General features: G+C 64.8%; 25 protein-coding genes. 18 read left to right on the forward strand and 7 right to left on the reverse strand.

The window, feature by feature from the left end; translation table 11 throughout:
• The first annotated feature begins 114 nt into the window (after positions 1-114).
• From ACVOL0_RS01280 to ACVOL0_RS01330, 11 genes are all read left to right on the forward strand, one after another.
• The gene (locus ACVOL0_RS01280) at positions 115-615 is read left to right on the forward strand and encodes an RNA polymerase sigma factor (RefSeq protein ID WP_481547532.1); all 501 of its coding nucleotides are present in this window, start codon (positions 115-117) and stop codon (positions 613-615) included.
• An 88-nt stretch (positions 616-703) separates the two neighbouring features.
• Positions 704-1,675 carry a FecR family protein gene (locus tag ACVOL0_RS01285; protein WP_481547533.1) on the forward strand — a complete coding sequence of 324 codons (972 nt, stop codon included), beginning with the start codon at positions 704-706 and terminating at the stop codon, positions 1,673-1,675.
• A gap of 126 nt (positions 1,676-1,801) precedes the next feature.
• Positions 1,802-4,717 (forward strand): TonB-dependent receptor, encoded by a 2,916-nt coding sequence (locus tag ACVOL0_RS01290; RefSeq protein WP_481547534.1) that lies wholly within the window; start codon positions 1,802-1,804, stop codon positions 4,715-4,717.
• A 179-nt stretch (positions 4,718-4,896) separates the two neighbouring features.
• Positions 4,897-5,487, forward strand: a complete 591-nt coding sequence (locus ACVOL0_RS01295) for a biliverdin-producing heme oxygenase (protein WP_481547535.1) — start codon at positions 4,897-4,899, stop codon at positions 5,485-5,487.
• A 40-nt stretch (positions 5,488-5,527) separates the two neighbouring features.
• Complete coding sequence (locus ACVOL0_RS01300; RefSeq protein ID WP_481547536.1) at positions 5,528-5,917, forward strand: YbaN family protein; 390 nt, start codon at positions 5,528-5,530, stop codon at positions 5,915-5,917.
• A complete protein-coding gene (locus tag ACVOL0_RS01305) occupies positions 5,914-6,066 on the forward strand; it encodes a hypothetical protein (protein ID WP_481547537.1) in 153 nt (50 codons plus the stop codon). Before ACVOL0_RS01300 ends, ACVOL0_RS01305 begins: the two co-directional genes overlap by 4 nt.
• Positions 6,056-6,772 (forward strand): tonB-system energizer ExbB, encoded by a 717-nt coding sequence (exbB, locus tag ACVOL0_RS01310; RefSeq protein ID WP_481547538.1) that lies wholly within the window; start codon positions 6,056-6,058, stop codon positions 6,770-6,772. Before ACVOL0_RS01305 ends, exbB begins: the two co-directional genes overlap by 11 nt.
• 9 nt (positions 6,773-6,781) lie before the next feature.
• Positions 6,782-7,207 carry a TonB system transport protein ExbD gene (gene exbD, locus ACVOL0_RS01315; protein ID WP_481547539.1) on the forward strand — a complete coding sequence of 142 codons (426 nt, stop codon included), beginning with the start codon at positions 6,782-6,784 and terminating at the stop codon, positions 7,205-7,207.
• Positions 7,204-7,944, forward strand: a complete 741-nt coding sequence (locus ACVOL0_RS01320) for an energy transducer TonB (RefSeq protein WP_481547540.1) — start codon at positions 7,204-7,206, stop codon at positions 7,942-7,944. Before exbD ends, ACVOL0_RS01320 begins: the two co-directional genes overlap by 4 nt.
• A 304-nt stretch (positions 7,945-8,248) precedes the next feature.
• A complete protein-coding gene (locus ACVOL0_RS01325; RefSeq protein WP_481547541.1) occupies positions 8,249-9,469 on the forward strand; it encodes a helix-turn-helix domain-containing protein in 1,221 nt (406 codons plus the stop codon).
• A 47-nt stretch (positions 9,470-9,516) separates the two neighbouring features.
• Positions 9,517-10,185 (forward strand): glutaminyl-peptide cyclotransferase, encoded by a 669-nt coding sequence (locus tag ACVOL0_RS01330; protein WP_481547542.1) that lies wholly within the window; start codon positions 9,517-9,519, stop codon positions 10,183-10,185.
• A 186-nt stretch (positions 10,186-10,371) separates the two neighbouring features.
• Here the strand turns inward: ACVOL0_RS01330 and ACVOL0_RS01335 are convergent, their stop codons facing one another.
• Positions 10,372-12,399, reverse strand: coding sequence for a sodium-translocating pyrophosphatase (locus ACVOL0_RS01335; RefSeq protein WP_481547543.1), 2,028 nt, complete (start codon positions 12,397-12,399; stop codon positions 10,372-10,374).
• 242 nt (positions 12,400-12,641) lie between these two features.
• On the opposite strand from ACVOL0_RS01335, the gene ACVOL0_RS01340 reads away from it, so the two are divergent.
• Complete coding sequence (locus ACVOL0_RS01340; protein WP_481547544.1) at positions 12,642-13,148, forward strand: hypothetical protein; 507 nt, start codon at positions 12,642-12,644, stop codon at positions 13,146-13,148.
• Between the two features lie 37 nt (positions 13,149-13,185).
• Here ACVOL0_RS01340 and ACVOL0_RS01345 read toward each other — a convergent pair whose 3' ends face one another.
• The 4 genes from ACVOL0_RS01345 to ACVOL0_RS01360 form a co-directional block, all read right to left on the reverse strand.
• Positions 13,186-13,773, reverse strand: coding sequence for a DUF2846 domain-containing protein (locus ACVOL0_RS01345; RefSeq protein WP_481547545.1), 588 nt, complete (start codon positions 13,771-13,773; stop codon positions 13,186-13,188).
• A gap of 4 nt (positions 13,774-13,777) precedes the next feature.
• Positions 13,778-14,491, reverse strand: a complete 714-nt coding sequence (locus ACVOL0_RS01350) for a hypothetical protein (RefSeq protein WP_481547546.1) — start codon at positions 14,489-14,491, stop codon at positions 13,778-13,780.
• A gap of 447 nt (positions 14,492-14,938) precedes the next feature.
• Positions 14,939-15,529 carry a YiiX family permuted papain-like enzyme gene (locus ACVOL0_RS01355; RefSeq protein WP_481547547.1) on the reverse strand — a complete coding sequence of 197 codons (591 nt, stop codon included), beginning with the start codon at positions 15,527-15,529 and terminating at the stop codon, positions 14,939-14,941.
• A 62-nt stretch (positions 15,530-15,591) separates the two neighbouring features.
• Complete coding sequence (locus tag ACVOL0_RS01360; protein WP_481547548.1) at positions 15,592-16,848, reverse strand: 6-phosphofructokinase; 1,257 nt, start codon at positions 16,846-16,848, stop codon at positions 15,592-15,594.
• A gap of 142 nt (positions 16,849-16,990) precedes the next feature.
• On the opposite strand from ACVOL0_RS01360, the gene ACVOL0_RS01365 reads away from it, so the two are divergent.
• From ACVOL0_RS01365 to ACVOL0_RS01375, 3 genes are all read left to right on the forward strand, one after another.
• Positions 16,991-17,554, forward strand: a complete 564-nt coding sequence (locus ACVOL0_RS01365; protein ID WP_481547549.1) for an adenylate kinase — start codon at positions 16,991-16,993, stop codon at positions 17,552-17,554.
• 328 nt (positions 17,555-17,882) lie between these two features.
• Complete coding sequence (gene mpl, locus ACVOL0_RS01370) at positions 17,883-19,361, forward strand: UDP-N-acetylmuramate:L-alanyl-gamma-D-glutamyl-meso-diaminopimelate ligase (RefSeq protein ID WP_481547550.1); 1,479 nt, start codon at positions 17,883-17,885, stop codon at positions 19,359-19,361.
• 131 nt (positions 19,362-19,492) lie between these two features.
• A complete protein-coding gene (locus ACVOL0_RS01375; RefSeq protein ID WP_481547551.1) occupies positions 19,493-20,098 on the forward strand; it encodes an LON peptidase substrate-binding domain-containing protein in 606 nt (201 codons plus the stop codon).
• A 254-nt stretch (positions 20,099-20,352) separates the two neighbouring features.
• Here ACVOL0_RS01375 and ACVOL0_RS01380 read toward each other — a convergent pair whose 3' ends face one another.
• Positions 20,353-22,356: a bifunctional DedA family/phosphatase PAP2 family protein gene (locus ACVOL0_RS01380; RefSeq protein ID WP_481547552.1), complete on the reverse strand. Its 2,004-nt coding sequence runs from the start codon at positions 22,354-22,356 to the stop codon at positions 20,353-20,355.
• A 126-nt stretch (positions 22,357-22,482) separates the two neighbouring features.
• Between ACVOL0_RS01380 and ACVOL0_RS01385 the strand changes: the two genes are divergently transcribed.
• Complete coding sequence (locus tag ACVOL0_RS01385; protein ID WP_481547553.1) at positions 22,483-23,145, forward strand: protein kinase family protein; 663 nt, start codon at positions 22,483-22,485, stop codon at positions 23,143-23,145.
• Positions 23,142-23,684, forward strand: a complete 543-nt coding sequence (locus ACVOL0_RS01390) for a DUF2867 domain-containing protein (protein ID WP_481547554.1) — start codon at positions 23,142-23,144, stop codon at positions 23,682-23,684. Before ACVOL0_RS01385 ends, ACVOL0_RS01390 begins: the two co-directional genes overlap by 4 nt.
• A 62-nt stretch (positions 23,685-23,746) precedes the next feature.
• Here ACVOL0_RS01390 and ACVOL0_RS01395 read toward each other — a convergent pair whose 3' ends face one another.
• Positions 23,747-24,421 carry a hypothetical protein gene (locus ACVOL0_RS01395; protein WP_481547555.1) on the reverse strand — a complete coding sequence of 225 codons (675 nt, stop codon included), beginning with the start codon at positions 24,419-24,421 and terminating at the stop codon, positions 23,747-23,749.
• 142 nt (positions 24,422-24,563) lie between these two features.
• On the opposite strand from ACVOL0_RS01395, the gene ACVOL0_RS01400 reads away from it, so the two are divergent.
• On the forward strand, positions 24,564-25,379 hold the full coding sequence (locus ACVOL0_RS01400; RefSeq protein WP_481547556.1) for an SDR family oxidoreductase: 816 nt from the start codon (positions 24,564-24,566) through the stop codon (positions 25,377-25,379).
• Positions 25,380-25,433: the final 54 nt, after the last annotated feature.

Raw genomic sequence — 25,433 nt, forward strand, 5'->3', positions numbered from 1 at the left:
TGCGAGGAACACATCGTCGCGCAACCCATATGAGAATTATTATCATTATCAATGTATGCTTGCCCGCCCAAGGGCGCCTTGTGCAGGCAGCCTGTCCTGCCTTCGCCGCCTCCAATGCCCAGCAACGCCACCACCTTGACCGAACTGCTGATCCGCGAACGCCCGGCCTTGCTGCGTCTGGTGCGGCAGATCCTCGGCGCTGACGGCGCTGCCGACGACGTCATCCAGGGGGTGTGGTTCAAGGTGCGCGGGGTTGGCAACGATCAGGTCATCGGCAACCCGCGTGCCTATCTGTTCCGCTTGGCCAGCAATCTGGCCACCGATCATGGCCGCGAGCGGACCCGCCGCCTGCGCCTGCAGGCCGAGAACTACCTGTGGGGGCCGGACGAGGTGCTGTCCACCGAAGAGCAGGTGATGGCCCAGGACGAGCTGGCTCGGGTTCTGGAAGCTGCCGAGCACTTGCCCGAGCCTACCCGCAGCATGTTCCGCCTCAACCGCCTGCAGGGATTGACCCAGCCGGAAGTGGCCCGGCGCATGGGAGTATCGGTGACCACCGTCGAAAACCATCTGCGGCTGGCCCTGCAGCGCCTGGCCTGGGCGCGCAGCGGCAACTAGCCCCGCAGCTACCCTTGGGGATGCGGGGCTGCCAATCGTCTTGTATTCCGTCCGTACCCACCAACAGCATCACCACCTGAGCCAGCCCATGCGCCCGCCGTCCTCTCCCGTTCCGTCCGAGAATCCCGTTGCGCAGCAGGCGCGCGACTGGCTGCTGCGGTTGGCATCGGGAACCATGGGCGAGCCTGACATGCAGGCGTTCGAGCAATGGTTGCTGCTGCCCGGGCACCCCCATGCGTTTGAACATGAACGGGTGCTTTGGCGCAGCCTCGCCGCCCGCCCGCAGACCACGGTGGTAGCGCAGCGGCCGGCGCGGCGTGCGCAACGGCGCTGGTTGGCGGCGATGGCGGTGTTGGCGCTGTTCTGCGGGGTGATGTCGGCGCCGGAGCTGGCGCTGCGCATGCGCGCGGACCACCGCGCGGACGTGGCCATCCAGCATGTCCACCTGCCCGACGGTTCAACCGCAGTGCTGGATGCCGGCGCGGCCATTGCCGTGCATTACGGCGAGGCCACGCGGCGTATCGAGCTGCTGCGCGGGCGCGCCTGGTTCGAGGTTGTGCCGCAAGCCGGCGCGCCATTCCGCGTTACGGTTGGTGATGGCGTGGTGGAGGATATCTCCACCGCGTTCGTGGTCAGCCGGGAAGCTGATCGCGTCGATACCGCGGTCGAACAGGGGCGCGTGCGGGTTGCGGCGCGTCCGGATCAAGGCTGGATGTACCTGCAGGCCGGACAGGCAGCTGGCTGGAGCAAAGGCGGTGTTGCCGAGTTGGGCGCGGGACTGGCACCAGATCACGTCGCTGCATGGCGGCGCGGCGAGTTGTTGTTGGAAAACGTGCCGGTGACGCAGGTGCTGGCCGAGTTGGGGCGTTATCGGCCAGGCCATGTATTCGTGCGTGGTGATCTGTCGGCGTTGCCGCCGATCAATGCCGCGTTGCGTCTGGATCAACCCGAGCAGGCGCTGGATGCGCTGGCTGCGGGCAGTGGCTTGCGCGTGACGCGGTTGCCGTTCGGCATCGCCATCGTGCAGGCACAGGAAAACGAGCTGCCAGCGCGTCGCTAGCTGAGCTGGGCGATTGATCTTGGGGGTTTGCCCGGCTCATTCGTCTTAACCCCGACCGTACCTCAGCCGCCGCCACGTACGTCGAACCTCCGCCGCCTCATTGCGGCTTCGACAACAGGATTTTCAATGCCCAGTTCTTTCCGCGCCGGCCCACGCCTGCGCCTGTCCCGTCTGCACGTTGCAATGCTGGCCGCCGGCCTGGCGGTGCTGACGCCCGCCATTCCCGCAATGGCGCAGGCCACCGTTGCCAGCGCCAGCGCACAGTTCGACATCCCAGCGCAGCCGCTTGCCGCAGCGCTGGGCCAGTACATGCGTCAGTCCGGCGTGCAGGTGGCCTATGCCGCCGCCCTGGCTGACGGTGCGACCTCGGCACCGGTTTCCGGCCAGCTGGCACCGGCAGCGGCGCTGCAGCAGCTGCTGCGCGGCACCGGCCTCGCTGCCCGCCGCAGCGGCAATGGCGCGGTGACTCTCGAAAAGCTGCCGGCGGGGGCGAACGCGGAAAACCTGGTCGTGACCGGCACCCTGAGCGTGGCCGGCGATCAGCGCGGTGGCGAAGGCAGTGGCAGCGATGCCGCGCGCCTGCTCGATACCTATCGCACCACCGGTTCGACCGCCTACATCCCGCAGCAGACCATCGAACGCTTCCGTGGCACCTCCACCGCCGACATCATCAAGGGCGTGGCTGGCGTCACCGCCGGTGATCCACGCGTGGGCAATGCCCTGGACGTGAACATCCGTGGCATCCAGGGCCAAAGCCGCATCCCGGTGATCATCGATGGTGGCCAGTCGACCATGGATACCTATCGTGGTTACGCTGGCCAGTCACAGCGCACCTACCTCGATCCGGACCTGATCTCCAACATCACCATCACCAAGGGGCCGAGCCTGCAGGCAAATGCTTCCGGCGGCATCGGTGGCGTGGTCGAGATGGAGACCTTGAAAGTGGATGACGTGCTGCGCGAAGGCCGTGACAGCGGCATCCGCGTGCGTACCGGCCTGGCCAACAACAGTGCCAACAACGTGCCCGATTACAGCGCCGCACCACGTACCGACCGCAACGCCACCGGCAACCAGTTCGCCAACGTGGCCGTGGCCCAGCGCTGGGATCGCTTCGACCTGGTCGCCGCCTATGCCTGGCGCGATACCGGCAACTACTTTGGCGGCAAGCACGGCTACGACGACTTCCCGCAGACCCGGCGCACGCTGGCACCGCTGAACCCGCCGCGCACGGAAGTGTTCAATACTTCCTCGCGTTCGGAGTCGGCACTGCTGAAGGGCACCTGGCGTATCGATGATGCGCAGACGCTGGAACTGGGCTACCGCCGCTATGAAGGCACTGCCGGCGAAATCATGGCCTCGCAGATCATCCGCGTGGACCGCGACCGCGTGCCACAGTGGGACCCGGGCCATGTCGACATGGACAGCTACAGCCTGCGCTACCGCTTCAATCCGGACAGCGCCTTGGTCGACCTGCGTGCAAACGCCTGGTACACCGACGCCGAAAGCCTGATGTACAACAGCCTCACCGGCATCACCCCGTGGTACTTCGACCGCCGCACCGAGTGGTACGACGCGCCGAGCTTCAGCGGCAACCCCGGCTACAAGGATGCCTATGCCAACCCGCTGAAGCAGCAGCGCTTCGGCATGGACGTGAGCAATACCTCGCTGCTGGAAACCAGCGCGGGTCTGTTCACCTTCGACTACGGCCTGTCGCTCAGCGACGAGGACATCCGCCCGAATTCGCCGATCAAGCACGACGATCTGGTCAACAACCGCTTCCTGCGCAACGCCGAGCGCAAGGAATACAGCGCGGTCGCATCGATCAAGTGGGAACCCAATGAACATTGGGAGTTCATTGCCGGTGGCCGCTGGAACCGGGTCAATGTGCACGACCGCAATCGCCTGGCGACCGAAGACAAGTTCGAGGCCCAAGGTCAGTACCGCTACACGCAGCTGCTCAACGGTGACCCGAGCCTGCCGTCATGGCGTGCCAAGCGCATCGCGATGCTGAACTGGTACCCGGATGCCAATGGCAACTTCACCGAAGCGTCGCTGCTGGCCTCGCCTTACAAGAAGGGCACGGTGGCCGACATTGGCGGTTGGAACTTCCATGATGCCGATGCCGCCGAAGATCTGATGGTGCCGGTGAGCTGGACCTGGTCCAAGCCGATCAAGCGTCGCGACAGTGCGTTCTCACCGACTGCAAGCGTTACCTACCACTTCGACGACGACAGCATGGTCTACCTCAAGTACGCCGAGGGCACCAAGCTGCCGAGCCTGTTCGAAACGACGTTGGGTCTGTTCACCGCCGCAAAACCCGTTGGCGAGCTGAAGCCCGAGCGCTCCGGCAGCTGGGAAATCGGCGCCAGCACCATCAAGCACGACCTGTTCGCCAATGGCGACCAGCTGGCACTGAAGCTGGCCTACTTCGATACCCGCGTGGATGACCTGATCACCCGCGATTACCGCACGCTGTCGGCCGGCCTGATCCGCAATGTGGATCGCTTCAAGGTGTCAGGCATGGAGTTCCAGTCCAACTACGATGCAGGCAAGGTGTTCGCCGACCTGTCCGCGCACTACTACTTCAAAGCCAAGACCTGCGCGCCGGATATCGCCGCTGAGCGTCGTGAGTACGGCATCAAGCGCAACATCGAGGAGCTGAAGAACACCCCGAACTGCGTGGACGGTGGCTTCGAGGGTTCGTACAGCAATACCCAGAACCCGCCGCGTTACACGGTCAACATGACCCTGGGTTCACGCCTGTTCGATGAGCGCCTGACCTTTGGTACCCGCGTGGTGCACAACGCTGGCCCGATCAGCAAGCTGGACAAGGAATGGAACGTCGGCCTGTCGGCGATCCAGCAGCTGTACCGCCCGGCGACCATCGTCGACCTGTTCGCCAGCTGGTCGTTCAACGACCAGTGGAACCTGGACGTCAATCTGGACAACGCCACCGACCGTTACTACCTGGACCCGCTGGCGCTGGGCATCCTGCCGGCACCAGGCCGTACCGCGCGGATGGCACTGACCTTCCGCTATTGATGGATAGGGTGTGATCGATGCAGCAGGTGATCCCGGCGCGGCAGCGCCGGGATCACCGGTTGCAGCACACCGTGCAGGCCACTTGGGGGAAGGCCCCCGGCAGACGTCTCAATCAGGACGACCGGCCCTTTCATCAAAAGAGGCAGCCGGTTTCCCCCTCCGCTTCGTTGTTGCAGACCATGACCACGACCGAAACCATTGCAGCTCCCACCCGTAGCCAGCGTCTGAAGGCGGCTACCAGAACCACCCACGATTCGCTGGACAAGCGGATCATGTCCGAGGACATCTTTGCCAGCCGCGAGCGCTTCGCCAAGTTCGTGCGCGTGCAATACCGTTTCCACCGCGACATCCAGGCGCTGTATGCAACGCCGCTGCTGCGCGCGCTGTTGCCGGATCTGGAACAGCGCCAGCGTCTGCAGCAGATCGTTGCTGATCTGGGTGATCTGCAGCAGGACGTTCCCGCCGACAGCGCCGCCGTCATCCCCGACGATATCGAGCTGCCGCAGGCGCTGGGTTGGCTGTACGTGGCTGAAGGCTCCAACCTCGGTGGCACCATCCTGTTCAAGTTGGCCAGCAAGCTGGGTTTGGGCGCGCAGTTCGGTGCCAGTCACCTGGCCGCACATCCGGATGGCGCCGCCCGCCACTGGCGTGAGTTCACTGCGTCGCTGGATGCCATCAGCATGACCGAAGCGCAGGAAGCGGCGGCCATCGAAGGCGCCGATGCGGCGTTCCGTACGGTGCGTGGCTACGTCGAGCAGGAATTCGCCTGATGCAGGCGGGCGCACCAGCAGACACGACGAAGGCAGCGACGTGATCCGCTGGCTGTGGTTCTGCATGGGATGGTTGATGGTGGCGCTGGGCGTGATTGGCGCGTTGCTGCCGGTGATGCCGACCACCATCTTCCTGATCCTGGCGGTATGGTGCTTTTCCAAATCCTCGCCACGCTTTGAAGCGTGGCTGCTGCAGCATCCGCGCTACGGTCGGCCGTTGCGGCTGTGGCGCGAGCAGGGTGCGGTGAGCCGCAAGGGCAAGTGCTTTGCCGCTGGCGGCATGGCGCTGGGCTATGTGCTGTTCTTCATCGGTGCGCATCCGAGCTGGAAGCTGGCCGTGCCGGTGGCTGTTTTCTTCCTGGCCAGTGCTGCCTATGTGTTGTCGCGGCCCAGCCCGCGGGAGCCGGCCGATGGTGGTGAGCAGCCATGATGCAGTCCGTCGCCGTCGCCGTCGCCGTCGCCGCGCTTCCACCTGCATCAGCCCGATGCGACATCTGTTCGTACCACGTTCAACGCACCAGCCAGATCGCCAGTGCGACTTTCTTCCACGACGATCCGGAATCTTTCCATGCACGCTGACATTTCCTCGACCGCTAGCACACAGGCACTCACGCCCTGGGCCATGTACCAGTCCGCCGACTGGGTGGTGCAGGCGGTGATGATCTGCCTGGCATTGGCATCGCTGGCAACCTGGACGGTCCTGATCGCCAAGACATTGGAGCTTGGTCGTATCGGCCGTGAGCTGCAGGCTGCGCGCGAGGTGCTGGAGGTCAGTGGCAGCCTCGATAGTGCGGAGGCGCAGCCGTTGCTGCAGCAATCGGACCTTGCACGCGGCATGCTGGGTGCGGCGCGTACCGAGCTGGCCTTGTCCGCCGATGCGCAGGGCCATGATGGCGTCAAGGAACGTCTCGGCTCGCGGCTTGAGCGCATCGAGCTGGGTAACAGCCGGCGCCTGCGCAGCGGTGTCGGTCTGTTGGCCAGCATCGGTGCAGTGGCACCGTTCGTCGGTCTGTTCGGCACCGTGTGGGGCATCATGAACAGCTTCGTCGGCATCGCCGCGTCCAACACCACCAATCTTGCCGTGGTTGCACCGGGCATCGCCGAAGCCTTGCTGGCCACTGCGATGGGCCTGGTCGCGGCAATCCCCGCGGTTGTGATCTACAACCACTTCAGTCGCCGCCTGCTGAGCCTGCGTGCACTGGGCGGTGACATCTCCGCCAGCGTGCAGCAGATCGTCTCGCGCGATCTGGATTGCGGCCGCGCGCTGCCGCGCGACGCGCGCTGAGGTCTGGCAATGGCAATCCGTACTTCCCGCGAGTCCGACGACGAAGCGCTGGACGAAGCGCACGAGATCAATGTCACCCCGTTCATCGACGTGATGCTGGTGCTGCTGATCATCTTCATGGTGGCCGCGCCGCTGGCCACCGTCGATGTGCCGGTGGAACTGCCGGCCAGCAGCGCCAAGCCACAGCCGCGCGATGCCGAACCGCTGTTCCTCACCGTGCAGGCGGATCTGTCGCTGCGCGTTGGTGAGACTGCGGTGTCGGCTGACGCGCTGCCAGCGGAACTGGAGAAACGCACCCAGGGTGATCATTCGCAGGGTATTTTCCTGCGTGCCGACCGTTCGGTCAGCTATGGCGACCTGATGGAAGCCATGAACCTGCTGCGTCGCGCCGGTTACCTGAAAGTGGCGCTGGTCGGGGTAGAGCAGTCGCCGTGACCGCCGCTACTGCATCCTCCCGCCTGCGCTGGGGTGGCAGTTTCGCGCTGGCGCTGCTGCTGCACGCCGCGGTCATCGGCGCGGCGCTGTGGTGGAGTCTGCGCACGCCGCCCGTGCTGGCTGACCAGCAACCGCTGGAAGCGGTACTGGTCGACCTGGCCGAGACGCCCGAAGCTCCACCCGCCGCGCCAACCGAGATCCCGCAAGGCCCGCCGCAGCAGGAGCAGCAACGCAGCGAGCCGACCCCGGCGCCGCGCCTGGAACGCGAGCCACCGCCGCAGGCGCCGGAGGTGGTTGACGCGTACGTGCCGCCGCAACCGCGCGAACAGGTACCTGCCTCCGACGCCCATAGCGTCGACCAGACCCTGGCGCCGCCGGATGTCAGCGCCAAGCCCAGTGAGCGCTACGCCGCCCGGCAGACCACCGCCGGGCAACAGGCGCAGGCCTCGGTTACCTGGCAAGGACAGCTGTTGGGGCATCTGGAAAAATACCGTCGCTACCCACGCTTGGCCGAGCGTCTGCGTCAGCAAGGCGTGGCCTATGTGCGCTTCAGCGTGGACAGGCAGGGCAGGGTCAGCAATGCCCGGATCGGCCGCAGCAGCGGTCATGACAGCCTGGACGAGGCCACGCTGGAGACGGTGGCACGCGCAACACCGGTGCCAGCACCGCCAGCGGATGTGGCTGGCGACCCTGTGGAAGTGATGGTGCCGGTGGAGTTCTTCATCAATCGCAGATAAGCGACAGCCCCGGGCGACCTGTCGACCAGGGCTGTCCCCTCTCCCGCAAGGCGGGGGGAGAGGGGCAGCTTGCGAACCACTGGTTCGCTGCCCGTCGACCGACCTTGCGCCAGCGCAAGGGCCTGGGCGCGGAGCGGGGGTAGGGGTGAGGGCGCTCCTGGCGGTAATCCTGCAGCGCGACGGCATCCAAGCGTCGCGTCGATAGATATTCACGGTCATGGGCACGCCAACCTTCTACGCGGCTATTGCGACGATGCAGGAGCAGACAAGTGCATCTACGCCCGCCCGCAGTTAGCCTGCGCAGATGGACTCCCTCATCGCAGCTTCCGCACGCGCCCTGGCCACCGGTGATGTACTCACCGCGCTGAAGCACGTCGCATTGCGTGACGATCCCCCCGCACTGGCGCTACGCGGAATCGCGATGGCCCAGCTGGGCGACCTGGCGCGTGCACGCGAGCTGCTGCGACGCGCGCAACGTGGTTTCGGCGCACACGAAGTCCTCGCACGCGCACGCTGCGGTCTGGCCGAAGCCGAAGTGGCACTGGCGCTGCGGGAACTTGGCGGCACCCCCGAACCGCTGTCGGCCATCGCGACCGTGCTTGCTGCGCAGGGTGATGCGGCCAATGCATTGCAGGCCTGGTTGATCCTGGCGCGGCGATTGTTGCTGCTGGGCAAGCTGGATGAGGCAGCGCGTGCGCTGGCCAGATTGCAGGGAAGGCAGCTGCAACCAGCGCTGAGCGCCATGGCGGATCTGACCGCTGCGACCTTGGCGCTGCGCAGGATGCAGATTGCACAGGCAGGTGTTCTGCTGGAACGCGCACGGATGGCTGCGGCGCAAGCAGGCGTCGGGGCGCTGCAGGCGGAAGTGGACGCAGCCCGCATCAAGTTGGACCAGCCGGCTGCGCGTTGCCTTGGCGCAGGTGCGGATGAGTTGCTGCGTATCGATCAGGTGCAGCAGCTGTTGGATTCCGGCGCACTGATCGTTGATGGGTGCCAGCGCGGCATCAGGTTTGGTGCAAGCTGGCAATCGCTGGCAAGGCGTCCGGTGCTGTTCGCGCTTGCCCGTGCGCTGGCCGAGGCCTGGCCGGGCGAGGTTGACCGCGATGTGCTGATAAGCCGCGCATTTTCCATGCATCACTACGACGAGACGCTGCGCGCCCGGCTGCGTGTGGAAATAGGTCGCCTGCGCGGGCTCATCGCGGTGCAGGCGAAGATTGAAGCGACTGCTGCTGGCTTCCGCCTGTCGCCTTGTTCGGCGACCGCGGTGAAGGTATTGCTCCCGCCCATCGAGGGCGAACAAGGCGCGCTGCTCGCGTTGCTTGCCGATGGCGCGGCCTGGTCGACCTCGGCATTGGGTTTGGCCTTGGGTCAGAGCCAGCGCAACGCGCAGCGGGCGCTGCTGGAGCTGGAGGCAGCAGGGCGTGTGTACGCGATTGGACGCGGACGAGCGCAGCGTTGGCGCGCGGTGCCGCTGAGCGGATTCACGACGATCTTGTTACTCCCTGCTGCGCTGCCGATTGACTAGTGTCGCTGGCAGGCAGCCAATCGCGGACATGCCAGGAGATCGCAGCGATGAATACCCAAACCCTGAATCCTGAGGTTGCGGCGGCCAAGGTCCGCCCTGCCGAGGTGCTACGCAAGTACGGCCCGTTTGCCGGTTCGGACACCATCAATGGCGTCAGCTTCGATGGAAAAAACGTCTGGGCCGCAACGGGTGCGGCGCTGGTGGCCTTCGACCCGCGCGATGGCGGGACAGTGCGCAGCTTGGCTGTGCCTTGTGACGCCGGCACTGCGTTCGATGGAACCTATCTCTGGCAGATCGCCGAAGCGCGTATCGACAAGATCGATCCGCAAAGTGGCGAGGTGCTGGCATCGATCCCGGCACCGGGCAATGGAACGGATTCGGGCATGGCGTGGGCGGAAGGCAGCCTGTGGGTGGGGCAATACCGGCAGCGAAAGATTCACCAGATCGATCCGGCCAACGGCAAGATCCTGCGCACGATTGAATCCGACCGTTTCGTCACCGGCGTGACCTGGGTGGATGGGGAACTCTGGCACGCGACAGGCGAGGCAGGGCAGAGTGACATCCGGCGCCTGCAGGCCGATACCGGTGCGGTGCTTGAGCGCCTGCAGATGCCGGAAGGCATCAGTGTCAGTGGGCTGGAAGCGGATGGCGGCGAGCTGTTTTATTGCGGTGGGGGCAATGATGGTCGGGTGTATGCGGTGAAGCGTTCGGGCTGAGTGGTGTTGTCTTTTTTACGGCTGACTGATGCGATGTCAGCTTCGCGGCTTACGCGGCTCCCACAAGTGCTGCTCTCTGTTGGAAGGCTCCGTGCACTTTCCGATCATCCCGCTGCCGGACGCAAGAGCCCCTCTCCCGCGAGGGAGAGGGGTTGGGGTGAGGGCGCCTTTCGCTGTCAGTCAGAACTACAGCAACGGCACCAAGAGCAGAGCCACGATGTTGATGATCTTGATAAGGGGATTGATCGCCGGCCCGGCCGTGTCCTTGTACGGATCACCAACGGTATCGCCGGTGACAGCGGCCTTGTGCGCTTCACTGCCCTTGCCGCCGAAGTGACCATCCTCGATGTACTTCTTGGCGTTGTCCCAGGCACCACCACCGGTGGTCATCGAGATCGCGACAAACAAGCCGGTGACGATGGTGCCGATCAACAAACCACCCAATGCCTTCGGCCCGAGCAGCAGGCCGACCACCACCGGCACGGCAACCGGCAATAGCGAAGGCACGATCATTTCCTTGATCGCCGAGCGGGTCAGCATGTCCACCGCGTTGTGGTACTGCGGCTTTGCCGTGCCCTGCATGATGCCGGGGATCTCGCGGAACTGGCGGCGTACTTCTTCCACCACCGCGCCAGCCGCACGGCCCACCGCTTCCATCGCCATCGCACCGAACAGGTAGGGGATCAAGCCGCCGATCAACAGGCCGATGATCACCGTGTGGTCGGACAGGTCGAAGGCGAAGGCCTCGCCCGGATGCGCCACCTGCAGGTTGTGGGTGTAGTCGGCGAACAGCACCAGTGCCGCCAATGCCGCCGAACCGATCGCATAACCCTTGGTTACCGCCTTGGTGGTATTGCCCACTGCGTCGAGCGGATCGGTGATGTCGCGGATGTCCGATGGCAGCTCGGCCATTTCGGCAATACCGCCGGCGTTGTCGGTGATCGGGCCGTACGCATCCAGCGCGACGATCATGCCGGCCATCGACAGCATCGCCGTCGCGGCAATGGCGATGCCGTACAGGCCACCGAAGTGGAAGGCCGACCAGATCGCCACGCAGACCGCGATCACCGGCAGCGCGGTGGATTTCATCGACACGCCGAGGCCGGCGATGATGTTGGTGCCATGGCCGGTGGTCGATGCCTGTGCCACGTGCTGCACTGGCTTGTACTGGGTGCCGGTGTAGTACTCGGTGATCCAGACGATCAAACCGGTCAATACCAGTCCGATCAAGGCACAGATATAGAGGTTGGTGGCGCCGTGGCTGGAGTCGGCCATCAATTGCGTGGTCACCGGCCAGAAGGCAATCGCGGCCAGCACGCCGGAGACGATCACGCCCTTGTACAGCGCGCCCATGATCGAGCCGCCGGCTTTCACCTTGACGAAGAACGCGCCGATGATCGAGGCGATGATCGACACGCCGCCCAGCACCAGTGGGAACAGCACCGCGTTGCGGCCGACTTCGGCCATCATCATGCCGCCGAGCAGCATGGTGGCGATCACCGTCACCGCATAGGTCTCGAACAGGTCAGCGGCCATGCCGGCGCAATCGCCAACGTTGTCACCGACGTTGTCGGCGATCACCGCCGGGTTGCGCGGGTCGTCCTCGGGAATGCCGGCTTCGACCTTGCCGACCAGATCGGCGCCGACGTCTGCACCCTTGGTGAAGATGCCGCCGCCCAGGCGCGCGAAGATCGAAATCAGTGAGCTGCCGAACGCCAGACCAACCAGCGCGTGCAGGTTGTCGGCCTGGCTCAGGCCCATGCGCTGCAAAATCAGGTAGTAACCGGCCACGCCGAGCAGGCCCAGCCCGACCACCAGCATGCCGGTGATCGCACCGCCGCGGAACGCCACATCCATGGCAGCGCTCATGCCGTTGCGCGCGGCCTCGGCGGTGCGCACGTTGGCGCGAACCGACACGTTCATGCCGATATAGCCGGCAGCACCGGACAACACCGCGCCAATCGCAAAACCAATCGCCGTGTACCAGCTGAGGAAAACACCGACCAGCACGAACAACACCACGCCGACGATGGCGATGGTCAGGTATTGGCGGTTGAGATAGGCCCGCGCGCCTTCCTGGATGGCGGCGGCGATTTCCTGCATGCGGGCGTTGCCGGCAGGTTGTCGTAGGACCCATTGGGCCGAGATGATGCCGTAGACGATGGCGACAGCAGCGCAGACAAGCGAAAGCACAAGACCGTACTGTTCGAGCATGACCCCTCCAGCGTTGGTGGATGCCATCCAGCTGTGGATGAAGCGGGGACACGCCGGGTAGATCGAAGCACTGGAACAGACCCGGGCCGCGTGCGGCTGTGGTACGTGTCGCTGTGTTCAAACACTCTGAGGCGGCCTGAGTATGACTGCCAGCTGTCTCGACCGCCAGCCACCGCTGCTTGCTGTTGGGTTCAGTCGGATGCTGGCAACGTCACTCTTCTGTCCAACTGGAATCGCTGCCGATGAAAGTCCTGCTAGTTCTTGCCGTGACGGCCTTGTCGCCGCTGCCGTTGTTGGCGGCCACCGCCAAGCCCGAGATCGAACGCCCGGCAGCCAGCGCGCAGGCCACTGGCGCGGTGCATACCGTGCGACAGATTCCAGAAGCCTGTACCCGCATCGAAGGCCGTTTCACCGGCACGGCGGCGCAGCCGTATGACATGCAGTTGGTGCGCACCAGCCCGCAGTGCCAGCCGCGTGCGGTGTTCCTGGATGCCAGCAAGGTCAATCCCAGCGAAGCGGCTGGCTGGAAGCTCAATGAAGTGGCGCGTATTCCCTCGGCGTCCTGCAGTTCGCAGCAGGCGGTGATCGAGGTGTGGCGCAAGCCTGCCGGGCAGCAGGTGGCCCTGGATGGGCAGGGCCAGAACCGGGTCTATCTGGGCGACGCCAAGGCGCAGGCCGCGGCCGGGCGGTTGGCGGCGTTGCCGGCGTATTCGGCGCGCCTGCAGATGGAAGGCAGACCCTGCCGCTGAGTGCGGCAGGATCAAGCCTGCTCTCCCGTTGCGCTGTTTATTCGCGCAGCTTCAGCTTGTCGGCCATGCCATTGAAGGTACCTTCGTCGGAAGGTGACAGGTTGGGGCGGCCAGCGAACACCCCCATGGTGATCGTTCCCTGCACGAAGTAGGTCTCGCCTTCTTCCACTTCCATGCTCAGCACGTCCTTGGCTTCTGAGTGGACGGTGTATTCGTGGGTACCTGGCTCAGCGAGGTGGATGAAATAGTTGCCGCTGCGCAGCTTGCCCAGTTCCTGCTCACCTTCGCGGACCTTGAAGCCGATTGCGCCGCCAGTGAACTTTGACGGGCGGAAGAAGACGATCTGGGCCTTGTCGGCGGGTGCAGGGGCGATCAACCCGCTGTGGGCAGCGGTCTCCCCTGCGACAGGACTGTCGGCGACGGCAGCAGCCTGCGTTGGCGTGGCCGAGGTGTCGGCGGCTTCAGCTTCTTCAGGGGCGGTGGCTGACGGTGCGTCGGCCGGAGGCGCTTCCTGCGCGGTGACAGCGGCGTCGGTAGCCCGCGGTGCCTGCACTTGTTGCGCGAACACAGCGAACGGGGTGAGCAGACTGGCAGAAAGGACCACCGCACACGAACGTAGACGCATCGAACTACTCCTTGGGTTGGACCGGGGTTTCCGGCTGGGATGTAATGGCGGGTACCGCAGTTGCATCGATGTTGTCCCGGGATGTGGCAACCGGGTCGACCGCGCTTGCGGCACCTGGCTGGGCCCGGACTTCGATGTCGGCCGCGGGCGCTGCGCCTGCAGCGGGCGCTGGCGCAGCCTTGGTTTTGGCGACGCCGCGCGTACCGGCGGGTATCACGATCTCCCTGCCCCTGATGAACATGGCGAACGGGCCCGCAGCGATTGATACGCCGATCGCCATGCCGCTGTTGTCGTCCCCGCTGGCACCGAGCTTGAAGCCGCGCAGCAGCAGCGGACCTTGCGCCGTTTCCAGCGTGCGTGCGGCGATCAGCAGTTCGCCGGGGGCACCACCACCGCGTGCAGCAGCAGCGTGGATGATCTGACCAGTCCCACGGGTTCCACGGGGCAGTCGCTCAACACCGTCGAGCAACAGTGGTTCCGCCAGGGTGATGGCGAAAATGTCACCGCGCTTGTGTGTGGAGGACGCGAGTGGTTCGGCGATTTCAATGAAAACAGGCGTGCCCGACGGAATTGCGGGAACAGCTTCAGTCACCTCTGTCAGGGTGGCTTGCTCCGCTGACAGGGCCGGCGGTGAGACTTGTTGCTGGGCGGCTGCGCTGCCGCATGTGGCGTGCAGGACCAGCGCCATCGTGGCGTAGCGGAATATGACTGACGACATGTTGATAGGCCCCCCGCCTGAATGGCTGATCGTAGCCGGAGCGCAGCACATTTGAAATGTGTCAGGCGGCCTTCCCGGAGCAGCGTCAGGGGAGGTGGCTGCGAAGGGCCGAAGCCGGAGTGCATCAGCCAGCGGCCGCGGTCCTGTCCTGCTGCGCCAGTTGCTGGCCAACCCGGTAGCCTGCCGCGGCCAACCCGCAGACGATGAGAAAGCCAAGCATCCCGATCAATATCTTGCGGAACATGCTGCACCGCCGGGGTGGAGACCTTGGGCGAAGAATGCGCCGCCCACCTGAAGCAATGCGTGTTCAGGCCTCACCTGTAGAGCCGAGCCATGCTCGGCTGGGGCATTACCGGGGCTATCGATTGGTAGAGCCGAGCCATGCTCGGCTGGGCGTTACCGGGAAGGCCTCTGCCGAGCATGGCTCGGCACTACGCAGTAGTTTCGTCAGCGCTGGTCAACCGTCAGCAGCACGGGTGAGGCGAAGATGGCTGCTGGTGAGATCACCGGTTCCGCCACCGGGACATGGCTGCCGTAACGTTCGTGCAGCTTGCTGCGGACCACCGGCGTCTGCAGGTTGAAGCTGTCCAGGCGCGCCAGTGGTGCCAGCTCGATGCCAGCGGCGTCGCGGTACAGCTTCCACACCAGTTCAGAACAATAGATGCGCTGGTCAGACCACTCAAAGCCCAGGTCGTAGGGGCGACCCACATAGCGCGTGGCGGCGGCGTGCATCCGGGCCTTGTTCGCCGGTGTCAGCGGCCTTGATGGACGTTTGATCACATAGCGGCGTTGCGCGCCGCGATCCAGCCAGGCCTGCAAGGGCGTGTACCGCACCGGTTGCACCGCTTCCATTACGTACGCTTCGCCGCCACGCAGCAGAACAACGCCCATATGGCTGTAGCGTGAGCCCGTAGCGGCCTGCACCGCTGCACTTTGGCTTGAGGTGGAGGTGTGGAAGACGATGTCGCCATCCTGCGGTGTGTAGGCGCTGGCCAGTTGCGCGGCCGCCATGCACAGCAGCAGGGCGATGTATTGCATCGCCCTGCTGCCAGAGGTGAAGCGACGCGGAGGCCGCGGACAGCACCGGCGAAGGCGCGGCATCAGCCTTCCCAAGCTGCCAGCTTCTTGGCGACGGCGACGTTCTTCAAGGTCACGTACTTGGGCAGGCCATCGCGGCCATACGGCAGTGGCGCTTCGCCGCGGATCAGTGGCTGCAGGTAGCGGCGTGCCTTCTCGGTGATGCCGAAGCCGTCCTTGCGGATGAAGCCGGCGGGCATCTTCTTTTCGTGGTTGGCGACCTTGGACAGCGGTGCGGCTTCGATCTTCCAGCGGTACGGCACATCCGAGCTGCGCACGATCACCGGCATCACCGAGTTCTGTCCCCTCAGTGCGAACTGCACTGCCGCCTTGCCCACCGCCTGCGCCTGTTCCCAGTCGGTCTTGGACGCAATGTGGCGGGCCGAGCGCTGCAGGTAGTCGGGCAGGGTCCAATGCACCTTGTATCCGAGTTCGGCCTTGACCTTGCCGGCCAGGTAGGAGGCCACGCCGCCGAGCTGGGTGTGACCGAAGGAATCCTTGGCCCCACCGGCGTCGGCGACGAACTGGCCGTCAGCGGTGTGGATGCCTTCGCTGGCCACCACCACGCAGAAGCCGACTTTCTCGACCGTCTGCTTGACCTTGGCCAGGAACACTGCCTCGTCATAGGCACGCTCTGGAAGCAGAATGATCTGCGGCGCATCGTCGGGGTTCTCGCCAGCCAGACCTGCAGCTGCGGCCAGCCAACCGGCATGGCGGCCCATCGCCTCGTAGATGAAGACGCGGGTCGAGGTTTCAGCCATCGCCGCCACGTCCAGCGCCGCCTCGCGCACCGAGATTGCGGTGTACTTGGCAGCCGAGCCAAAGCCCGGACAGGTGTCGGTAACCGCCAGGTCATTGTCGATGGTCTTGGGTACGCCCACGCAGGTCAGCGGGTAGCCGTATTCCTTGGCCAGCTGTGAGACCTTCAGTGCGGTGTCGGCAGAGTCATTGCCGCCGTTGTAGAGGAACCAGCGCACGTCATGCGCCTTGAAAACCTCCAGCAGGCGCTCGTACTTGGCGCGGTCCGCGTCCAGCGACTTGAGCTTGTAGCGGCAGGAGCCGAACGCGCCGCCCGGGGTGTGGGCCAGCGCGGCGATGTTGGCGGCCGACTCCTTCGAGGTGTCGATCAGCTCCTCGCGCAATGCGCCGAGGATGCCGTTGCGCGCAGCCAACACCTTGATTTTCCTGGTCCTTGCCTCGGCAATGACGGCCGAGGCGGTGGCATTGATGACGGCGGTGACGCCGCCGGACTGGGCATACAGCAAAGTGCCTTTGGACATGGGCAATACTCTCCAGAGCGGGGGACATTCCGGGACATTGGCCGGATGCGGTAAGCTGCACATATTGCGGTGCAGCGTGAATCGGCCCATGAGTCTAACGCCGCTGTCCGTCCCGTTTCCTCAAAACATATGGGAGTCAGGAATGCGATTGGTTCTGTTGGGACCGCCCGGTTCGGGCAAGGGCACACAGGCGACGAGCCTGAAGGAACATCTGCAGGTTCCGCACATTTCCACCGGTGACCTGCTGCGCGCCGAAGTGGCTGCCGGCACCGAGCTGGGCAAGCAGGCCAAGGCGGTGATGGATGCTGGCAACCTGGTGTCCGACGACATCCTGCTGGGCATGCTGGAATCGCGCCTGTCGCAGGCCGATACCGCCAAGGGTTTCATCCTTGATGGTTACCCGCGCAACGTGGCCCAGGCCAATGCACTGGGCGAACTGCTGGCAAAGCTGAACCAGCCGCTGGACGCCATCGTGCAGTTGGAAGTGCCGACCGAGCTGCTGGTCGAGCGCATCGCTGGTCGCGCCCAGGAGCAGGGCCGCGCCGATGACAACCCGGAATCGGTGCGTCAGCGCCTGCAGGTCTACAACGATTCCACCGCACCGGTGATCGACTTCTACGCCGCCAAGGGCACCCTGGCGCGCGTTGATGGCGTTGGCGCGCTGGACGAAGTGCTGGCCCGCATCCTGGCGGCGATCAAGCGCTGATGACGCAGGGCGCCGGCGGCTGACCGCCGCGCCCATCTGCGTATCCGCTGCGGCGGCCACGCATACAGAAACGCCCGGGTCCATGAGCTGGAACCGGGCGTTTCGCTTATAAAAAGCCAGCTAAGGGCGTGCTCACGGCCCCATCAGCATGAGCTCCCTGGGGATGGCCTCTTGGGGAGTAGGACCTGAGGGATACTGAGGCTGGCGTCACGTATTTTCATTGTGAATGTCGCGTGACGGTATCGGGGAATCCCCTACAGGCGGTTGGGGATACAGCTCAGCTTGGATCTGGATACCCCTAAACCGGCGCATCGGCGACAATCTGGGGATGAGCAAGATCCATATTCTCGGCATTGCCGGCACTTTCATGGGCGGCGTGGCCGCTTTGGCCCGCGAACTCGGTCATCAGGTCGAAGGCAGCGATCAGGCGGTATACCCGCCTATGTCCACCCAGCTGGAAACCTTGGGGATCAGCCTGTCGCAGGGCTATCTGCCGGGCAATATCAGTCCCGACTGCGACGAGGTAGTGGTGGGCAACGCGCTCTCGCGGGGCAACCCGGCAGTGGAGGCGGTGCTGGATTCGGGCCGTCGCTATACCTCGGGTGCGCAATGGCTGTCAGAGCAGGTGCTGCCGGGGCGCGATACGTTGGCCGTAGCCGGCACCCATGGCAAGACCACTACGACCACGATTCTGTCGTTCCTGCTGCAGGCGGCCGGACGCGAGCCGGGTTTCCTGATTGGCGGCGTTGCGGAGGATTTCGGGGTGTCGGCGCGGTTGGGTAGGTCGCTGGCTGGGAGTGCGGGTAAGGCCTTACCCTCATCCGCCCCTTCGGGGCACCTTCCCCCGGCGGGGGAAGGGGAGGATGCGTCGATCCTTTCGGATCGATCAGTTTCAAGTCGACCGCTTTTTGTGGTGGAAGCTGACGAATACGACACCGCCTTCTTCGACAAGCGCAGCAAGTTCGTTCATTACCGCCCGCTGGTCGCCATTCTCAACAATCTGGAATTCGACCACGCCGATATCTTCCCGGACGTGGCCGCGATCCAGCGCCAGTTCCATCACCTGGTGCGCACCGTGCCCGGTCGCGGGCGTCTGATCGTCAATGGCGAGGACAAGTACCTGGCCGAAGTGCTGGCGATGGGCTGCTGGACGCCGGTGGAGCGCTTCGGCTTCGATCCGTCGCTGGAATGGAGTGCGCGCCTGGTCAACCAGGATGGCAGTGCCTTTGCCGTGCTGCACCGTGGTGCCGAAGTGGCAGCCGTGGAGTGGTCGCTGCTGGGCCGGCACAACGTGCTCAATGGACTGGCTGCGTTGGCCGCTGCACATGCGGTGGGTGTCGACGTCGCCAGCGTGGCACCGGCCCTGGCTGGCTTCCACAGCGTCAAGCGGCGCATGGAAGTGATCGGCCAAGCGCAGGGCATCACCATCTACGACGATTTCGCCCATCACCCGACCGCGATTCACACCACGCTGCAAGGCCTGCGCGCCAAGGTTGGCGATGCACGCATCGTGGTGGCGATGGAGCCGCGCAGCAATTCGATGCGATTGGGTGCGCATTCGGATGCACTGGCACCGTCGCTGGATATCGCCGATGCGGTGGTGTTCCTGGCGCGGCCGGAGCTGCCGTGGGATGCGACCAAGGTGATCGATGCGGTGCGCGGTGATGCGCAGGCAGTCAACGATACCGATGCATTGTTGGCCAAACTCGGTGGTGTCGCGCGTGCGGGCGACCACGTGGTGTTCATGTCCAACGGTGGTTTCGACGGCGCGCCGCGGCGTTTCCTGGCGCAGCTGCAGGGCGTTTGATCCAGTGGTTTCAGGCCGGGTTGCATGCAACCCGGCGCTGCCTTGGTTGCGTTCGCGCACGATGAATTGTCGTAGGTGTGCGGTGGAGTACCATCGGGCCTGTCTGCCGAATACCTGCCATCACCTGGATCATGCAATTGCTCAGTCTTGCCCTGTTTCCCCTGCATGCGGTGTTGTTACCCGGTGCGATGCTGAACCTGCGCGTATTTGAGCCGCGCTATCTGGATCTGGTGCGCGAGTGTGGGCGTACCGGCAGCACCTTTGGTGTCTGCCTGATTCTCGATGGCGAGGAGGTCGGTGCACCGGCAATCCCTGCTGCCTGGGGCGTGGAAGCGGTAGTCGAGGATTTCGACGTTGGCCCGGACGGCGTGCTGGTGCTGCGCCTGCGTGGTGCTCGTCGTTTCCACGTAACGGCGACTCATGTACGCGACAACGGCCTGGTGGTGGCTGATGTCGAGTGGTGTGAGCGCGACAGCGACGATGAGCTCCAGCCCGAGCATGGCTTGCTGGGCACCTTGCTGGAACACATCATCGAGCAGGTAGGTGGCGAGTACGCAGCTGTCGGCCCGGCACAGTTGGATCAGGCGGCGTGGGTGGGCTGGCGTTTGGCCGAGCTATTGCCGTTGCACGAAACCCAGCGGCTGCAGTTGCTGCAGGAAAATGATCCGCGCCAGCGCCTGGATCGATTGCTGGAGTGGATACCGGAACTGGACGTGCCGATCGAGGAAGATCTGTAGTTCGGTGGTAGGAGCGGCGCAAGCCGCGAAGCTGGCAATGCTTCGAGGCGAGCGGAATCCGCAATCTGACGATATATCAGCTTCGCAGCTGACGCCGCTCCCACAGCGCTGGCCGGCGATGCCTTCGTAGTGCCGAGCCATGCTCGACAGAGGCCTTGCCGGTATTGCCCCTTGCCGAGCATGGTTCGGCATTACGGTCCTGCAGCTTTCGCTCGGAACGCTCCTGCCGAGCATGGCTCGGCACTACGGCGTGCTTATGATTTGGGCTCGGCGCGGATCATCAACAGCGGCAAGCCCGTTTCCGGCTGCACCTGCTGCTGGGTTTGCAGGCCATCCAGCGATTGCTTGAGTGTGTCCAGTGCCGGGTCGACGCCGCGCAGCGGCCGCCACATGCCGAACAGCTTCAGGTGCCGCTGGTAACGCAGGGTCTGCGCGCTGCCCAACCATACCGGTGCCTGCCCTGGCTGCAGCTGGACGGTGGAAGGCCACAGCCGCAGTGCATGGATTTCATCCGGACGCGCACCCGGATGCAGCATCAGCAGCGCTTCGACATTGGTATCCAGCGTTGCCGGTAGTACCGGCACCTGCTGCGGCGTGGCCTTCATGTCCAGCATCATCAGCGCCTGCTGCCAGCCAGCCTGGGGCTGCCGGGTCCAGCCATTGCGCTCGAGCTGCTGCTGCAAGGCAGGCAGCGGACCGGCCACCTGCACATCCAGCGGCCAGCGCTGATCGTCGTCGAAATCATTGCGGCGAGCGGGCAGCTCATGCCAGCCATCCTGCCACCAATGGGAGGCGTCCATCTGCACGATGCTGGCTGCTGCGGGTTCGAACTTGGCCAGCTTGGCCGCCACATTGCGCGGCGCATACCAGAGCCCGGCAATCACGAACACGCCATAGAACAACCATGCCACCGGCTTGACCCAGAACGAGCGATTGAAGCGGCGGCGATAGGCCACGCCAAGCACCAGCAACCAGAACACGCCGAACAACATGCCGCCGATCACGTCGCTGAGCCAGTGCGCGCCCAGATAGATGCGGGCAAAGCCGATCACCGTGACCACCGCACCGGACAGCAGGTACGGCCAGACGCGGGTGCGTCCCGGCAGTTCGCGGCCGATCAGCACCGCAAAGAAGCCGAAGGTGATGGTGGCCATGGTCACCGCCACCGACGGGAAGCCAAAGCCGCTGCTGGCGGCTGGTGGCCGCACCACATCGACGGTGGCACCCAGCAGCTTGGTCAGGGCCAGGCCGAAGGCCAGCGCGGCCAGCCAATGGAAGACCGCCATCCAGCGCCGACGCCAGGCCAGGTAGCCCATGCCTGCGGCAATCGCCGGCAACAGCACCTGCCAGTCGCCCAGCGAGGCCAGCGCGGCCATCGGGTAGTCGGCCAGCGGGTTGCGCAGTGCCAGCATCAAGCGGTGCACGGCCAGGTCCAGCGCCAGCGGCTCGCCATGACCGACGACCACCATCAACAGGGCAAACCAGCCCCAGCCCAGCACCAGCAACATCAGCGCCAGCATGGCCAGCGGCACTGATTCGCGGCGTTTTGGATCGAACAGGTCGCTCAGCGAGTGGCCGATGAAACGCGGGTGGCGATGCGACCAGGCCAGCAGGCGGGCGAGCCAGCCGTCCATGCGTGTCGCCGACCAGCGGTAGCTGTACAGCACGATGGCCCAGACCAGTCCAAGGATCGTGCCGAGCAGGGCAACCACCAGGAACAGGCGCCCGGCCACGGCGGCCACCGCGTCATAGGCCTGTCCCAACGCCCAGCCGGGCAACAGGAACAGGATCGCCCAGGACAGGCAGGCCAAGCCGCTGGCCTTGAGGTAGCTGATGAAGCGCATGTTGGCCATGCCGGCAATTGCCGGTACGAATGGCCGGATAGCACCCACATAGCGGGCGATCAGGATGCTCTTGAAGGCATTGCGGCGGAACATGACCTCGCCACGGTCCAGCAGTTGCGGGTAACGGCTGAACGGCCATACGCCGCGCAGGCGGTCGCCCCAGCGACGGCCCACCCAATAGCTCAAGCCGTCGCCAGCAAAGGCACCCAAGGTGGCGCATATCACCGCATAGGGGCCGGACAGCTCGCCCATGCCGATCAATACACCTACCGCGATCATCAACGGCAAAGCCGGCACGATGGCGCCGAGAATGATCACCGCATCGCAGAAGGCAATGGCGAAGATCGCCAGGCCAGCAAGGATGGGATGGGCGGCGATCCACGCGAGCGTGGCGTCGATCCAGGAAGAATTCATCGGCCGATTATAAAGGGAAGCCCGAGTCAGACCGATGGCAACGGCAGAGGTTCAATGGGTTGCAATGGCACTTGTTCACCTGCGATGGCACTCAATGAACAAGGCGCTGGCGACTAGAATGCGGTGATGACCGACTCCGCCCCCGCACCTGCCACCGCGCTCAAAGCTGACAGCTTCGGGCAAATCCTGCTGATGGAGGGCCCGCAGGGGCGTTTCGTGCGTCGTGATCTGGGGGCGACACCCTTGTGGCTACGGCTGCCGGCCTGGTGGCTGGCGCGGCGTGAGGCGCGCGCGCTGGCCAAACTTGATGGCATGGAGGCGACACCGCGGCTGCTGGCCTGGGATGGGCACTGGCTGGACCGCAGCTATATGGAGGGCGCGGCCATGTACCAGCGCCCACCGCATGGCGACCTGGCCTATTTCCGTGCGGCGCGGCGCTTGCTGCAACGCGTGCACCGGCACGGCATCGCCCATAACGACCTGGCCAAGGAGGCGAACTGGCTGGTGCGCGAAGACGGTTCGCCGGCACTGATCGACTTCCAGCTGGCGGTATGTGGCAACCCGCGTTCGCGCTGGATGCGCTTGTTGGCGCGCGAAGACCTGCGTCACCTGCTCAAGCACAAGCGCATGTATTGCCGGCAGGCGTTGACCCCGGTTGAGCTGCGCCTGCTCAAGCGGCACTCGTGGATCCGCGAGCTGTGGTTTGCTACCGGCAAGCCGGTTTACCGGTTCGTGACCCGACGCATCCTGCATTGGGAAGACAACGAAGGGCAGGGGCCGAAGCCTTGAGTCGTGGTGTACGGGCGCGTGAGGTAGCGATTTCTGCGGCCATGTTGCTGCACCCGCTGCTGCCGGGCAGTCATTTCGCACATGCATCGCGGATCAATCTGGCTCGCCGGCCGGACAGTGCCGTACAGGCCTATCTGGACATCGCCCGGCAGGTGCCGGCCTGGTTCGATGGCCTGATGCGGCTGCGCAATGCTGGAATGCGTCTGCTGGGAATGAAACACCTGGGCGCGATCCGCAGCGTGCCGGCGCATGCACCGGAGGGGCTGGCGGTCGGCGACAGGCTCGGGATATTCACCGTGCGGGCGCTGACAGCCGATGGCATCGTGCTGGGTGACAGCGATCGTCATCTGCGGGTGGAACTGGCTGTTGAGCTTGGCCCCGGCCATGACAACCGCGAGCTGCAGGTGAGCACCGTGGTTCACCTGCACAGACACTTCGGGCGGCTGTACATGTTGCCAGTAGCGCCTTTGCACCGGGTCATCGTGCCGCGCCTGCTCGAGCGCTATGCGCGGCGCATGGTGGTGCACGGACCGGGTTGAGCTGCATTTCCTGTGCTGGGCGGAATGCCTGGCCAGCAGGCCTCGCGGCGATCTGCGCAGGCTCAGCGCAGTTCGAGCAACTGCCTGCCCTTGAAGCTGCGCTTGCTGTCGAAGTCGTAACCGATGGTTACCAGCCCATCATCGGCGCAGGCGTGGCAACTGCGCAGTGGCGTGTTGTAGCGCAGGCGCACGCCGCCATCAGGTAGCGCTTCGGTGCCAGCGGCCAGCGCAGGTGCGAACGGGCCGGAGTCCGGATGCTTGCTGGCAAATGCCTTGTAGGCATCCGAGCCGCGTGCCACGTCATCGAGCACATTTTCGTCCACGTCGATAGTCAGGCCATTGGCATCGACCAGCCAGGTACCTTCGTTGGTATTGGCGCGGAACGGGAACTCCAGCGTGGCTACGCCGATGCCTTCGACGTCGCGCCATGCGCTGACATAGCCGGGCTTGCCCTGCGCGGACAAGGTGCTGGCAGCTGTCAACGCCGCCGGCGAAGCACCGCCGCTGCGCATCACCTGCAGCAGGCAGTTGTCGGCTGCTGCATCGGTACGGCAGGACTCGATCGACCCCGTCCATACGGCGTTGGGGCCGATTCGCGCAGCTTTTTCGCCCAAGCCGGTGGTCTGCGCGGTGACATCCTTGGCAGATGCCGGTACTTCGGCAGCGGGGGTTGGCTTCTGGCAGGCCGCAAGCCCAAGGGCGAGCAGCAGCGGCGTAGTGAGGTGCAGTGTCTTCATCGGGAGTCCTTGCGCGATATGCCATCAGTATCGGCAAGGCATATGAACCCTGAGTGTCGGGCCTTCAGCAAACCGAAGGACTGTGCGTGGATGCTGGTATCGGCATAATGCGGATAGCTTTCTTACCGGTTCCGGAGTGCGCATGAGCAGCTTGCAAGGCAAGACCCTTTTCATCACCGGCGCCTCGCGCGGCATCGGTCTGGCCATCGCCCTGCGTGCCGCACGCGACGGCGCCAACGTCGCCATCGCCGCCAAGTCAGCGGTCGCCAATCCCAAGTTGCCGGGTACCATTCATACCGCTGCCGAGGCCGTCAACGCAGCCGGTGGGCAGGGCTTGGCGCTGAAGTGCGACATCCGCGAAGAAGATCAGGTCAATGCGGCGGTAGCTGCAACCGTGGACACTTTTGGCGGAATCGACATCCTGGTCAACAACGCCTCGGCGATCTGGCTGCGCGGTACCCTGGAGACGCCGATGAAGCGTTTCGACCTGATGCAGCAGGTCAACTCGCGCGGCAGCTTCCTGTGCGCGCAAGCTTGCTTGCCGCACCTGTTGCAGGCACCCAACCCGCACATCCTCACCCTGGCGCCGCCGCCCAGCCTCGACCCGAAGTGGTGGGGCCCGCACACCGGCTACACCCTGGCCAAGATGGGCATGAGTTTCGTCACCCTGGGGCTGGCGGCGGAGTTCGGCCGGCGGGGCATTGCAGTCAATGCGCTGTGGCCGCGCACGGTGATTGCCACCGATGCGATCAACATGATTCCAGGCGTGGATGTGGCTGGCTGCCGCAAGCCGGAGATCATGGCTGATGCCGCACACGCGGTGTTGACCCGCACCGCGGCTGGCTTCAGCGGGCAGTTCCTGCTGGATGACGAGGTACTGGCCGAAGCGGGTATTACCGATCTGTCGGGCTATGCGATGGACCCGTCACGTCCGCTGATGCCGGATCTGTTCCTCTGATCGTTCCCCCCTTGAAGGGGTGCCGGTAGTGCCGAGCCATGCTCGGCAGGGGCC

It is taken from the genome of Stenotrophomonas sp. STEN021, from assembly GCF_056760175.1.

What these genes read in the sequence shown, in the direction of transcription:
- ACVOL0_RS01280 (WP_481547532.1), top strand. Translation starts at nt 115, where the DNA reads ATGCCCAGCAACGCCACCACCTTGACCGAACTGCTGATCCGCGAACGC.
- ACVOL0_RS01285 (WP_481547533.1), top strand. Translation starts at nt 704, where the DNA reads ATGCGCCCGCCGTCCTCTCCCGTTCCGTCCGAGAATCCCGTTGCGCAG.
- ACVOL0_RS01290 (WP_481547534.1), top strand. Translation starts at nt 1,802, where the DNA reads ATGCCCAGTTCTTTCCGCGCCGGCCCACGCCTGCGCCTGTCCCGTCTG.
- ACVOL0_RS01295 (WP_481547535.1), top strand. Translation starts at nt 4,897, where the DNA reads ATGACCACGACCGAAACCATTGCAGCTCCCACCCGTAGCCAGCGTCTG.
- ACVOL0_RS01305 (WP_481547537.1), top strand. Translation starts at nt 5,914, where the DNA reads ATGATGCAGTCCGTCGCCGTCGCCGTCGCCGTCGCCGCGCTTCCACCT.
- exbB (WP_481547538.1), top strand. Translation starts at nt 6,056, where the DNA reads ATGCACGCTGACATTTCCTCGACCGCTAGCACACAGGCACTCACGCCC.
- exbD (WP_481547539.1), top strand. Translation starts at nt 6,782, where the DNA reads ATGGCAATCCGTACTTCCCGCGAGTCCGACGACGAAGCGCTGGACGAA.
- ACVOL0_RS01325 (WP_481547541.1), top strand. Translation starts at nt 8,249, where the DNA reads ATGGACTCCCTCATCGCAGCTTCCGCACGCGCCCTGGCCACCGGTGAT.
- ACVOL0_RS01330 (WP_481547542.1), top strand. Translation starts at nt 9,517, where the DNA reads ATGAATACCCAAACCCTGAATCCTGAGGTTGCGGCGGCCAAGGTCCGC.
- ACVOL0_RS01335 (WP_481547543.1), bottom strand. Translation starts at nt 12,399, where the DNA reads ATGCTCGAACAGTACGGTCTTGTGCTTTCGCTTGTCTGCGCTGCTGTC.
- ACVOL0_RS01340 (WP_481547544.1), top strand. Translation starts at nt 12,642, where the DNA reads ATGAAAGTCCTGCTAGTTCTTGCCGTGACGGCCTTGTCGCCGCTGCCG.
- ACVOL0_RS01345 (WP_481547545.1), bottom strand. Translation starts at nt 13,773, where the DNA reads ATGCGTCTACGTTCGTGTGCGGTGGTCCTTTCTGCCAGTCTGCTCACC.
- ACVOL0_RS01350 (WP_481547546.1), bottom strand. Translation starts at nt 14,491, where the DNA reads ATGTCGTCAGTCATATTCCGCTACGCCACGATGGCGCTGGTCCTGCAC.
- ACVOL0_RS01355 (WP_481547547.1), bottom strand. Translation starts at nt 15,529, where the DNA reads ATGCAATACATCGCCCTGCTGCTGTGCATGGCGGCCGCGCAACTGGCC.
- ACVOL0_RS01360 (WP_481547548.1), bottom strand. Translation starts at nt 16,848, where the DNA reads ATGTCCAAAGGCACTTTGCTGTATGCCCAGTCCGGCGGCGTCACCGCC.
- ACVOL0_RS01365 (WP_481547549.1), top strand. Translation starts at nt 16,991, where the DNA reads ATGCGATTGGTTCTGTTGGGACCGCCCGGTTCGGGCAAGGGCACACAG.
- mpl (WP_481547550.1), top strand. Translation starts at nt 17,883, where the DNA reads ATGAGCAAGATCCATATTCTCGGCATTGCCGGCACTTTCATGGGCGGC.
- ACVOL0_RS01375 (WP_481547551.1), top strand. Translation starts at nt 19,493, where the DNA reads ATGCAATTGCTCAGTCTTGCCCTGTTTCCCCTGCATGCGGTGTTGTTA.
- ACVOL0_RS01380 (WP_481547552.1), bottom strand. Translation starts at nt 22,356, where the DNA reads ATGAATTCTTCCTGGATCGACGCCACGCTCGCGTGGATCGCCGCCCAT.
- ACVOL0_RS01385 (WP_481547553.1), top strand. Translation starts at nt 22,483, where the DNA reads ATGACCGACTCCGCCCCCGCACCTGCCACCGCGCTCAAAGCTGACAGC.
- ACVOL0_RS01395 (WP_481547555.1), bottom strand. Translation starts at nt 24,421, where the DNA reads ATGAAGACACTGCACCTCACTACGCCGCTGCTGCTCGCCCTTGGGCTT.
- ACVOL0_RS01400 (WP_481547556.1), top strand. Translation starts at nt 24,564, where the DNA reads ATGAGCAGCTTGCAAGGCAAGACCCTTTTCATCACCGGCGCCTCGCGC.